Here is an 11,687-nt window from a genome sequence, read left to right on the forward strand (position 1 = left end):
GCAGCCACCCACATCACAAATATACGAATTTCGAACTGATAGCGACCGATGAACCAAATCAGAAAGGACACGCACATGTCACTGCCGACACAGCAGCAGATCCTCGAAACCACCAAAAAGGCGCTCGCAGCGTGCGGTGCCGATTTCGATCAGCTGACCTCCGCCTCGTCAGGGGAAGCTGCCGCAGACAGCGGTGCGAGCAGCAGCTCGGCCAACCTGACCCTGCGCTCGCCCATCAACGGAGCACAACTCGGCCAGATTCCTGCCGATGACGAAGTCGCCATGGGGCTTAAGCTCGACGCCGCCCGCGAAGCCTTCACACAGTGGCGCGATGTTCCCGCGCCCGTGCGCGGCAAAGTCGTGCACCGCTGGGGTCAGCTGTTGGAAGAGCACAAGGCTGACCTGGGCGAACTCGTCACAATTGAGGCCGGAAAAATTCCGTCGGAAGCTGCTGGCGAAGTGCAGGAGATGATCGACATCTGCGAACTCGCACTTGGCCAATCGCGTCAGCTGTTCGGCAAAACCCTGCCGTCGGAACGCCCCGGCCACCGGCTGATGGAAACCTGGCACCCGCTGGGCGTGGTCGGAATCATCACGGCGTTCAACTTCCCCGTGGCCGTGTTTGCGTGGAACACCGCGCTTGCGCTCATTGCCGGTGACACGGTGGTGTGGAAGCCGTCCGAAACCTCGTCGCTCTCGGCGATTGGCGCGGAGGCTCTGCTGCGAAGGGCCGCAAAGGACTGCGGTGCGCCGGAAGACCTCAGCCAGGTGCTGCTGGGCGACCGTGACCTCGGTGCGGCCATGGTTGCCGACAAGCGCGTCGACTTGGTTTCGGCCACCGGTTCGGTTGCCATGGGCCGCAAGGTCGGGCCGGTTGTGGCTGAGCGCTTCGGCCGGGTGCTGTTGGAGCTCGGCGGCAACAACGCGGCGATCGTCGCCCCCAGTGCCGACCTTGACCTTGCTCTGCGCGGTGTTGTCTTCGCCGCAGCGGGCACGGCCGGTCAGCGCTGCACCACGCTGCGCCGCCTGATTGTGCACTCGTCAATTGCCGATGACCTCGTTGATCGTGTCGCCAAGGCCTACGGCACGCTGGCCATTGGTTCGCCCACCGATGACGGTACCCTGGTGGGACCGCTCATCAACAAGGCCTCATTCGACGCCATGCAGAGCGCGTTGCGTGCGGCAGAAGAGCAGGGCGGAACGATTGTCTGCGGCGGCAAGCGCGTGCTGGCCGACGAAGCTGATGACGCCTACTACGTCGAACCGGCCGTCGTCCGCATGCCCTCGCAGACGGAGATCGTGGAAGACGAAACCTTCGCACCCATCCTCTACGTCATGGAATACGACGACTTCGACGCCGCCGTAGAACTCAATAACGCGGTTCCGCAGGGCCTGTCGAGTGCTGTGTTCACGGCGGAGCTTGCAGAAGCCGAAGGGTTCCTCACTCGGTCGGACACCGGCATCGCCAATGTCAACATCGGAACGTCCGGAGCTGAAATCGGCGGCGCGTTCGGCGGCAACAAGGAAACCGGCTGGGGCCGCGAATCCGGCACCGATTCCTGGCAGGCCTACATGCGCCAGGCGACGAACACCATCAACTACTCGGGCGAACTGCCCCTGGCTCAGGGCGTCGAATTCATCTGAGTTCTGCTTGATGGGCCGAGTGGCTAATGGGTCAGTTGGCTGACCGGCAGAACAAATCACGAGGCGCCGCACCTTTATCACCCTCCCCTCCCCGTACGCTCGGGGAGGGAGAAGCGGGAGGGGGAGCGGCGCCTCGTGATTTGTTTTTCCTGGGACAGGGGGAGTGAAAGCAGCGCTGGAGGGTCAGCACTCAGTTGGTGCCGCGGCGGCTTAGGTGGGGCTCAGTAAGGCGGTGCTTGGTGGCGGTATTTCGAAATCTGAGCAGTATTGAAGTATGGGAACAGTGGCGCGCATCTTCCGTGAATACAGGCTGCTGGCCGCGGTGCTGGTGGAGTTGATCGTGGTGCTCGTGCTCCATTTTTCGGGGCACACGGGTGCCGCGCAGCTGGTGGCGACGGTCTTCGTTGGATTCGTCATTCTGCTGACCGTGATCGACATGGTCAAACAGCTGCTGCGCAAAGAATTCGGGCTCGACATTCTGGCCGTGGTGGCGATGACCGCCTCACTTGCGGTTGGGGAGTATTTGGCGGCGTCGATTATTGCGCTCATGCTCACTGGCGGTGAGGCGCTGGAAGACTACGCTGCTGCCCGAGCCAAGCGGGATCTGCGCAGCCTGCTGGACCGCGCACCGCAGCGGGCGCACCGCCTGCCCGGGGTTGACGCCCCTGTTGACCAGGCCGAAAACATTGAAATCGATCAAGTGGAGCCCGGCGATGTTCTGCTTGTGCGCCCTGCCGAAGTTGTTCCCGTTGACGGCGAGGCAATCGACGCGGGCTCGTTCGATGAATCGTCTTTGACGGGTGAATCTGCTGCTGTCGCAAAGGACGTTGGCGACACGATTCTGTCCGGGTCGGTCAACGGCACGCAGGCCGTGCGGATGCGGGCAACACGTTCGGCGGCGGATTCGCAGTATCAGAAGATCATCACGCTGGTGCGCCAGACCGAGGACCAGCAGGCGCCGATTGTTCGCGTGGCCGACCGCTACGCCATGCCGTTTACGGCGGTGTCTCTGCTGATCGCGGGGCTTGCCCGGTGGTTCAGCGGTGACCCGGTCAGGTTTGCTGAAGTGCTGGTTCTGGCCACGCCCTGCCCGCTGCTGATCGCGGCTCCGGTTGCGTTTCTGGGCGGCATGAGCCGGGCGTCGAATGCGGGAATCATCGTCAAGGGCGGTGCTGTCCTTGAAGCACTGGGTTCGGCTTCGACGGCTGCCTTCGACAAGACGGGAACACTGACCTACGGCAGGCCGACGGTTGCTGCCGTCCACGCCGTTGGCGTGTCCGAGGACGAACTGCTGGCGGCTGCGGCTGCGGCCGAACAGTTCTCATCGCACGTTTTGGCGCTCGGTGTGATTGAGGCCGCTGAGGGGCTTGACCTGCCCGAGGCGCGGAATGGTCGTGAGGTTGCGACCGAAGGTGTCGAGGCTGAGGTTGATTGTGTTGCAGGTGCGGCCGGTTCGGCTGGTTCGGCTGGTGAGGCGGGCAGCGCTGGTGCTGGCTCGGTCGTGGTTCGTGTTGGCACGCTTGATTTTGTCCGTGACATGGCGTCCGACGCCTCAGAGGTTGAGTTCGAGGCCGGTCAGACTGCGGCTTATGTGTCGATCGGCAATGAGTACGCCGGCGCGCTGATACTCAATGACCAGGCGCGCGACAATGCCGGACAGCTGGTTTCGGAGCTGAGGCGTCATGGCTTTGAGAAGGTCACGATGCTCACTGGCGACAACCCGCACACTGCGCAGGCGATTGCTGCTGAGGTCGGGATTGACGAGGTTCACGCTTCGCTGCTGCCAGAGGACAAAGTTCGTCTGCTGCACGAGATTGAGCCGAAGCCGGTGATCATGGTCGGTGACGGTGTTAACGACGCCCCGGTTCTCGCGGCTGCTGGGGTTGGCCTTGCGATGGGCGCTTGCGGCAATACCGAGGCGTCCGAAGCTGCTGATGTCGTGATCACCCGTGACGACATTTCGCGTGTTGGCAAGGCTGTCGACATTGGGCGTTGGACTTTGGCGGTGGCGAAGAGCGCCATTTGGATCGGCATTCTGCTGTCGCTGGTGCTCATGGGCTTTGCGTTCTTCGGCTTCATTCCGGCCGTCGTCGGTGCGCTGCTGCAGGAAGTCATCGACCTGGCCGCAATCGTCTACGCCCTGCGAGCCCTGAAAGGCCCCGAACGCTTCAAGGTGTGACGGGCTGCCCGCCGGGGCGCTCGCCCTTGCGGTCGCGCCCGCCCCGGCGGCAAACTCTGCTCTGTAGGTGGAATATTGATGCGAAATCGCCGTTTTTGCCGCATTCTTCCGCCTAGACGGCAGAGTAACTTGTGGTGCCGGGCTGTCGTGTCGGGCCGGGCTGAGTTGCAGAGCTGGGCGCCGGGTCAGTTGGGTAGCGGTGTTTTAGTGTCTGGCCGAGCGAGCTGCTCACCCACGCCAGCCGCGGGACCGCAATGCGTCTCTAATCGCCGCGAGGTATTCGACGGGCTTCATTGATTTAGTCACCCGGATGACAATCCAGCCCGCTGCTTCGAAAGCGCGGTGCCGGCGGATGTCGGTGGACCACTGTTCCGCGTCGAGCATGTGGTGGGCGCCTTCGTACTCGCAGCACACCTTGTAGTCCTCCCAGGCCAGGTCGGGTTTTCTGTAGTCGCCGAAGCTGGGCAGATAGACGCGCGGGTTGACCGTCGGTTCGGGCAGTCCGGCGCGAACGATCTCGAGGCGCAGGCTCGTTTCCCGAGGTGACTGCACCCCCGGCCTGGCCAAGCGGAGGGCTTTGCGCAGAGTTCTGTAGGCGCGGGACTGGGGCAGATCCCGTATGAAGCTTTTGAGTTTGGCGTGTTCGACTCTCGGGTCGCCGTTCCACGTGCCCATAAGCCCATCCAACAGTCGGACCATGTCATCGAGCTCCAGCATCGGAGCGAGTTCGAGCACCGCTGCGGAAGCAGTTGACAGACGCACGCCGAAAAAAGTTCCGACTGATTCCGGCGTCTTGCGGTATCCGCGGACTCCTTTTCTCTCGATCTTGTTACCGCGAGTGCCGGTGCTCACGTGAAGCGTGGACGACTGCTGCATTCTTCGAGGCAGGATTAATCCGTGGAGCAGCGCTGCAGTCGAGTGCGAACCAATCGCATCGGGCCGGATCATCTGCAGAGCAGCCAAGTCAGACCACTGCTGGAACCACCGTTCATCAATCCGGGGCGGGAACGAGGGTGGCAGAGGTCCGCCGTCAACGATGCGCACACCGTGGTGCGCGCTGCCGGTCTTTGTGCGAATCCGCCATTCCGACACTCCCGCTTGGCGCAGCAGCTGGTTGGATGCCCATTGCCCATAGGGCGAGGCGTTCTGCAGAAACTCCATGCGCCGAAGCTAGTAAGACCACAACCCCGCGGCCATCCCCGTGTGAGCCCTGGGGATAACTGGCTGGCCGTCAACAGCCCAAAGCGCACGAGTCACTGCGCAACGTCAGAGCCACCCACCCCGACGGCAAACTCTGCTCTGTAGGTGGAATATTGATGCGAAATCGCCGTTTTTGCCTCGTTCTTCCGACTAGACGGCAGAGTAACTTGTGGCGCCGGGCTGGGCTGGAGCGCCGGGCTGAGGTGCTGGATAGGGCCGAGCGCCTAGCAGAGTCAGCCGGTTTACGCCCCAGCGAATGCCTCGATTAGTGCTTGGGCGCTCGCACGACCCTCGGCAATCGCCGTCGGATAGTCTTCCCGCAGCATCAAGGCCATCGTGCCGGTGTAGACGACCATGAGCGCCGACGCCAAAGCCTCCGCCCGACTGCCGGACCCCGCCGCACTTCCTGGGGAGCCAACACCCGCCGAGGTGCCGCTCACCTTGCCCGCCGCACCAACACCTTCCGAGGTGCCGCTCACCTCACCAGCCCCACTTTCCGGGGCGCCACCTGCCTGACTGGACGAGGTGCCACTCGCCTCAGCCATCCGCTCACCGCCAGGCTGCTCGCCTGTGATTTCGCGGGCGGCGGCCAGCAGTCGTGTGCGCAGCAGTTGGGTTTCTTCGTCGAGGACTTCCTGCAGTTGGGCGCTGGGGTGTTCGATGGCGGCGGCGGCTCCGCTGAAGGCGCACCACCGTTCGGTCATGTGTTCGCCCTGGTAGGTCGAAAGTGCGTCCCACAGGGCAAGCGCCCGTCCTTGCGGGCTGTCAGCGGCGGCGATTTCGGCGTTCCACACCTCTGTCCAGATGTACAGGCGGCGGCGAAGAGCTGCTGCTATCAGTCCTTCTTTGCTTCCGAAGTGTGAATACAGACTCGGCGGGGATGCCTGTGCGTTCTTGAGGATCCGGTCGACGGGAGTGGATATGACACCGTGGACGAAAAGCAGCGCGTCGGCGGAGTCCAAAAGTCTTTCGCGCACCGGCTTTGTCGCCCGTTTGGTGGCGGGCTTGCTCGCCTGCTCAGTTGCTGGCTTGGTCGGTTTTATGGCTGGCAATCCTGCTCCTGCACCTCTTCTGTGCGGCTCACTCAAGGCACCCTAAGTATAACGGTCGTTTCATTTTCGATATAACGTACGTTATCGTGGCTGAGAAGCATACAGTCGATCAGCGAAGGAGTGCCGTGCCGAGCATCTACATCAACGGACAGTGGCAAGAAGCGGAATCAAAGCAAACCCGAGACATCCTCTGCCCGGCCGATGGATCGCACGTGATCACTGTCAGCGAAGGCGACCGCGCTGACGCCCGACGGGCAATCGAAGCAGCTCGCCAAACTTTCGACGAAGGCACCTGGGCAACCACCCCCGCCGCCCAGCGCGGCGCAATCGTCGACCGTCTGGCCGATATCCTTGAGCGCGACAAAGACAAGGTCGCCCGCATGGAATCGCAGGACACCGGCAAGCGCTTTGTCGAGTCCCAGCAGGACATGGACGACATCATCAACGTCTTCCGCCACTTCGCGGCCCTGGCCAACAAGCACGCGGGCCGCGTGGTCGACCCGGGCGATCCGACAATCTCCAGCCGGGTCGTCACCGAACCGGTGGGTGTGTGCTCACTCATCACCCCGTGGAACTTCCCGCTGCTGCAGACGGCCTGGAAGATCGCCCCGGCCATCGCCGCGGGCAACACCTTCGTGCTCAAGCCGGCCGAACTGACTCCGCAGACCGCCATGTGGCTCATGGATGCCCTTGACGAGGCGGGGCTTCCGGCAGGGGTTGCCAACCTCGTCACCGGTCCGGGTGGAACCGTGGGTGCCGAAATGACGGAAAACCCGCAGGTGGACCTCGTGTCGTTCACGGGTGGTCTGGAAACCGGCCGCGTCATCATGGCCGCTGCCGCTCCGACCGTGAAGAAAGTCGCCCTGGAACTCGGCGGCAAAAACCCCAACATCATCTTCGCCGACGCTGATCTCGAAGCGGCAATCGACAACGCGCTCACCGCGATCTTCCTGGACTCCGGCCAGGTGTGCTCGGCCGGTGCCCGCTTGATTGTCGAAGAGTCGATTCACGATGAGGTCGTCGACGAACTCGTGCGCCGCGCCGAACTCATCCGCCTGGGCGGTCCCTTCGACGACAATGCCGAAACCGGCCCGCTCATCAGCGAAGACCACCTGAACAAGGTCCACCGCTACGTCGAAGAGGCCATCGAAGACGGCGCTGTTCTGCGCACCGGCGGCAAGCGCGGCGAAGGCGAACTCGCGCAGGGCTCCTACTACCTGCCGACCATCCTTGACCGCTGCGACCAGTCGATGCGCTGCGTCCACGACGAATCCTTCGGCCCCGTGCTGACAGTCGAAACCTTCTCAGGCGACACGACGGAGGCCGCCGAAGACGCCGCAGTAGCCCTGGGCAATGACACCGTCTACGGCCTCGCCGGTGCCGTGTGGACCGAAAACGCCGGCCGCGCGGAACGGGTTGCCGGTCGCCTGCGCCACGGCACCGTGTGGATCAACGACTTCCACCCCTATGTGCCGCAGGCCGAATGGGGCGGCATGAAGCAGTCGGGCATCGGCCGTGAACTCGGCGAAGACGGCCTGGCCGAATACCAGGAGGTCAAGCACATCTGGCACAACACGAAGCCGGCACCGGCCGACTGGTTCTCCGGCCGCAAAGCCTGACCCACCCCACAATCTTCTGTTCACAACTCCAAGGAGCATTTAAGTGAAGCAACACTACGACTATGTAATCGTCGGCGGCGGATCGGCCGGTTCGGCGCTGGCCAACCGTCTGTCGGCAGACCCCAGCACCAGCGTGCTGGTGCTTGAAGCCGGTCGCGCGGACTTCAAGTTCGACCCGCTGATCCACATGCCCGCTGCACTCATGTTCCCGTCGGGCAACCCGATGTACGACTGGCGCTACGAAACCGACCCGGAACCGCACATGGGCGGACGCCGCGTGTCGCACACCCGCGGTAAAGTGCTCGGCGGTTCAAGCTCCATCAACGGCATGATCTTCCAGCGCGGCAACGCCGGCGACTACGACAAGTGGGCCACGTTTGAGGGCATGGAGGACTGGGACTACGCCCACTGCCTGCCATACTTCAAGCGCATGGAAACAACCCTGGCCGGGGCCGATGAGTGGCGCGGCGGTTCGGGTCCGCTGACCCTTGAGCGCAAGCCCGCCAACAGCCCGCTGTTCCAGGCGTTCTTCGAAGCCACCCGCCAGGCTGGCTACGCCCCGACCGATGACGTCAACGGCTACCGCCAGGAGGGCTTCGCCGCGTTCGATGCCAACACCTACAAGGGTTCGCGTATGAGTGCTTCGCGTTCCTACCTGTGGCCGGTCAAGAACCGCAAGAACCTCGACATTGCGACTCTGGCGTTCGTCACTCAGCTGCGCTGGAACGGCACCCGTGTGACCGGAGTCGACTTCGTACGAGGCGGAAAGAAGCCTCACAGCGTCTCCGCCGGTGAGGTGATCCTCTGCGGGGGCGCCTTCAACTCGCCTCAGGTGCTGCAGCTGTCCGGTGTGGGCGATCCTGACCACCTGCGTTCGGTTGGTATCAAGCCGCGGGTCGAGCTGCCGGGCGTGGGCGAGAACCTGCAGGACCACCTGGAGGTCTACCTGCAGCACGAATCGGTGCAGCCGGTTTCGATTCAGCCGTGGCTGAAGATGTGGAAGGCCCCGTGGATCGGTGCTCAGTGGCTGTTCGCCAACGCCGGTGTGGGTGCTTCGAACCACTTCGAGGGCGGCGGCTTCATACGCACCAACGACGATGTCGTCTACCCGAACCTCATGTTCCACTTCCTGCCGATCGCTGTGCGCTACGACGGCACCGGCGGGGACCACGAACACGGCTACCAGGTGCACATCGGCCCGATGAACTCGGATGTTCGCGGTCACGTGAAGATCAAGTCGAACGATCCCAAGCAGCACCCGTCGATCCTGTTCAACTACCTGTCAACCGAAAACGACCGCCGCGAATGGGTTGAGGTTGTGCGCGCAGCACGCCACATCCTGTCCCAGCCGGCGTTCGCACCGTTCGACGGCGGCGAACTGTCGCCCGGCAAGGACGTTGAAACGGACGAGGAGATCCTCGACTGGATCCGCCGCGACGCCGAAACCGCTCTGCACCCGTCGTGCTCGGCGAAGATGGGTGTTGACGACATGGCGGTTGTCGACCCGTCGTCCATGAAGGTCCACGGCACTGAGGGTCTGCGCGTTGTGGACGCATCCGTGTTCCCGACCATCACCAACGGCAACATCTACGCACCGGTGATGATGGTGGCCGAGCGCGCTGCCGACCTCATTGCCGGCAACACCATGCTCAAGCCGGAACACCCGCCGGTCTACAAGGCCAAGTCCGGTATGCCGCTGTACCCCGAAGGCGACCCGCGCAACAGCGCGTGGAACGCCCGCAAGGACATCCCCAGCGCCCTTGAGGCCATGGCTGCGGGTGATGACCAGTGAGCGGTACCCCACCAAACTCCAAACCGCAGGCGCAGACTGCGGCGAGCGGCACCTCGTCAGCTGGGGCCTCTGCGGAAAACGGTCCGGCAGAAGTCGAACCCGAGCTTCAGCCCCAGGTGACAAGCCCCAAGATCAAACCTGTTGTGCTCGGCGTGACCGGCGTGTTCATCGCGCTGGTCGCCGGGTGGGCGCTGTTCTTCACAGAGTCCGCCGAGGCGACACTCGGCTTGCTCGTGGGCTGGATCGGCAACTGGTTCGGCTGGTTCTACATCCTGCTGGCCACCGGGATCCTCGTGTTCGTGGTGGTGCTCGCCCTGCGGTACTCCAAAATCCGCTTGGGCAAGGACACCGACCGTCCCGAATATTCGACGTTCGCCTGGGCGTCCATGCTGTTCGCAGCCGGCATCGGCACCGACGTGATGTTCTTCGCGGTTGCCGAACCCGCCTCGCAGTACCTGGCGCCACCCGTGACGGAGCCCGGCACGGTCGATGCCGCGCGCGAAGGCACTGTGTGGACGCTGTTCCACTACGGCATCACCGGGTGGGGAATGTACACGCTCATGGGCATCGCCCTGGGCTACTTCGCCCACCGCAAGGGACTTCCGCTGGCTGTCCGTTCGGCGCTCTACCCGCTGTTCGGCAAGCGCATCAAGGGCGGCATCGGCAACGCCGTCGACATCGCGACGGTGCTGGGAACCATCTTCGGTGTTGCAACCTCGCTGGGCATCGGCGTGGTCATGCTCAACGTGGGCCTGGATCTGCTGTTCGGCATCGAGCAGGGCATCCCCGCACAGATCGGACTTGTGGTTGTCGCGGTTGTAGTGGCAATCGTGTCGGCAACATCGGGTGTTGACAAGGGCATCCGCATCCTCAGCCAGCTCAACGTGGTGCTCGCACTCGTGCTGGCCGGATGGGTGCTGGTGTTCGGCGACACCGCGTTCCTGCTGCGTGCGGCCACCATGAACGTCGGTGACTTCGTCAGCATGTTCCCCGGAATGACGCTGGACACGATGGCATTCGACCACCCGGACGAATGGATGAACCTGTGGACTCTGTTCTTCTGGGCCTGGTGGGTTGCCTGGGCGAGCTTCGTCGGAATGTTCCTGGCCCGCATCTCCAAGGGTCGCACACTGGGACAGTTCGTCATCGGCACGCTGACCATTCCGTTCATCTACATCCTCATGTGGGTGACCATGTTCGGAAACACCGCCATTGAGCGCATCCGCTCGGGTGACGTCGCATTTGCCGAAGCCGCTGTCGAAACACCGGAATCCGGTTTCTACATGCTGCTGCAGCAGTTCCCCGGGGCGTTCTTCCTGGTGGGACTGGCAACGTTCGTCGGGCTGCTGTTCTACGTGACATCTGCTGACTCCGGTGCGCTGGTCATGGCCAACCTGACCAGCCGCCTGCCGGATGCTGAAACCGACGCCAAACCGTGGGTGCGCATCCTGTGGGCTGCGGCAACCGGAGTGCTGACAATCGCCATGCTCGTTGTCGGCGGCATTACCGCGCTGCAGTACGCGACGGTGGTCATGGGACTGCCCTTTGCAATCGTCATGATCCTCGTTGCCATCGGACTGTTGCGCGCGCTGGAAGGTGAGCGCAAGCAGACGAACGCCATGATGGACTCGCTGCGCTCGCAGGTTGTCGGTGCTGGCAGCATGGTCGGCAGCGGTGTTGCCGGTGGTGCTGGTTCGGCTGTCAACTGGCGCAACCGTCTGCGCCGTCAGTTCGGCAGTGTGTCGATGCGCTCGACTCAGGAGCGCATGACCGAGGTTGTCATTCCGGCGCTGGAAGAGGTCGCAGCCGAACTGCGCGCCCAGGGTGTTGACGCGCAGATCAACCGTGAAGACGACGTGTCGAAGAACATCAAGCACTCCGTGTCGCTGACCGTGCTCGGGACTCACGACATGCTTGAGAACTTCGACTACACGGCACAGATCCGCCAGATCAAGGCTGCAACCTACGGCACTCGAATGCGCGAAGCCGACGATGTTTCAAGTCAGCTTGAAGTGAAGGTTCCCGGCGGAGGAACCTACGACATCCTCGACTATTCGCGCGAGCGGATCGCCCATGACGTTCTCGACCACTACACGTGGTGGCTGAACTCGAACGTCGCGGTAACAGAAGACACCGGCCGGGCGGATTAAAGCTGGTTTAAGCCGGGGCCACGGCTGTGCTTGAGGGCGCAGGCGCGGGCT

7 protein-coding genes are annotated in these 11,687 nt (G+C 63.2%); 5 read left to right on the forward strand and 2 right to left on the reverse strand.

What is annotated here, in order from left to right; genetic code table 11:
* Window positions 1-75: 75 nt before the first annotated feature.
* Both HMPREF2757_RS09970 and HMPREF2757_RS09975 read left to right on the forward strand, forming a co-directional pair.
* Window positions 76-1,644: an L-piperidine-6-carboxylate dehydrogenase gene (locus HMPREF2757_RS09970; RefSeq protein ID WP_070576135.1), complete on the forward strand. Its 1,569-nt coding sequence runs from the start codon at window positions 76-78 to the stop codon at window positions 1,642-1,644.
* Between the two features lie 274 nt (window positions 1,645-1,918).
* The gene (locus HMPREF2757_RS09975; protein ID WP_070576140.1) at window positions 1,919-3,823 is read left to right on the forward strand and encodes a heavy metal translocating P-type ATPase; all 1,905 of its coding nucleotides are present in this window, start codon (window positions 1,919-1,921) and stop codon (window positions 3,821-3,823) included.
* Window positions 3,824-4,051: 228 nt separating this feature from the next.
* On the opposite strand, the gene HMPREF2757_RS09980 is transcribed toward HMPREF2757_RS09975, so the two are convergent.
* Both HMPREF2757_RS09980 and HMPREF2757_RS09985 read right to left on the reverse strand, forming a co-directional pair.
* Window positions 4,052-4,984: a hypothetical protein gene (locus HMPREF2757_RS09980; RefSeq protein WP_070576142.1), complete on the reverse strand. Its 933-nt coding sequence runs from the start codon at window positions 4,982-4,984 to the stop codon at window positions 4,052-4,054.
* Between the two features lie 281 nt (window positions 4,985-5,265).
* The gene (locus HMPREF2757_RS09985; RefSeq protein ID WP_176745923.1) at window positions 5,266-6,075 is read right to left on the reverse strand and encodes a TetR/AcrR family transcriptional regulator; all 810 of its coding nucleotides are present in this window, start codon (window positions 6,073-6,075) and stop codon (window positions 5,266-5,268) included.
* A gap of 125 nt (window positions 6,076-6,200) precedes the next feature.
* Here HMPREF2757_RS09985 and HMPREF2757_RS09990 point away from each other — a divergent pair, with 125 nt between their 5' ends.
* The 3 genes from HMPREF2757_RS09990 to betT are packed head-to-tail and all read left to right on the forward strand — an operon-like array spanning window position 6,201 to window position 11,636.
* Window positions 6,201-7,694, forward strand: a complete 1,494-nt coding sequence (locus HMPREF2757_RS09990) for an aldehyde dehydrogenase family protein (RefSeq protein ID WP_070576147.1) — start codon at window positions 6,201-6,203, stop codon at window positions 7,692-7,694.
* Between the two features lie 43 nt (window positions 7,695-7,737).
* Window positions 7,738-9,486 carry a choline dehydrogenase gene (betA, locus tag HMPREF2757_RS09995; protein WP_070576150.1) on the forward strand — a complete coding sequence of 583 codons (1,749 nt, stop codon included), beginning with the start codon at window positions 7,738-7,740 and terminating at the stop codon, window positions 9,484-9,486.
* Window positions 9,483-11,636 (forward strand): choline BCCT transporter BetT, encoded by a 2,154-nt coding sequence (betT, locus tag HMPREF2757_RS10000; RefSeq protein ID WP_083304234.1) that lies wholly within the window; start codon window positions 9,483-9,485, stop codon window positions 11,634-11,636. Before betA ends, betT begins: the two co-directional genes overlap by 4 nt.
* The last annotated feature ends 51 nt before the right edge of the window (window positions 11,637-11,687 follow it).

Origin of the sequence: Brevibacterium sp. HMSC063G07 (assembly GCF_001810665.1) — a bacterium.
Lineage (GTDB): Bacteria > Actinomycetota > Actinomycetes > Actinomycetales > Brevibacteriaceae > Brevibacterium.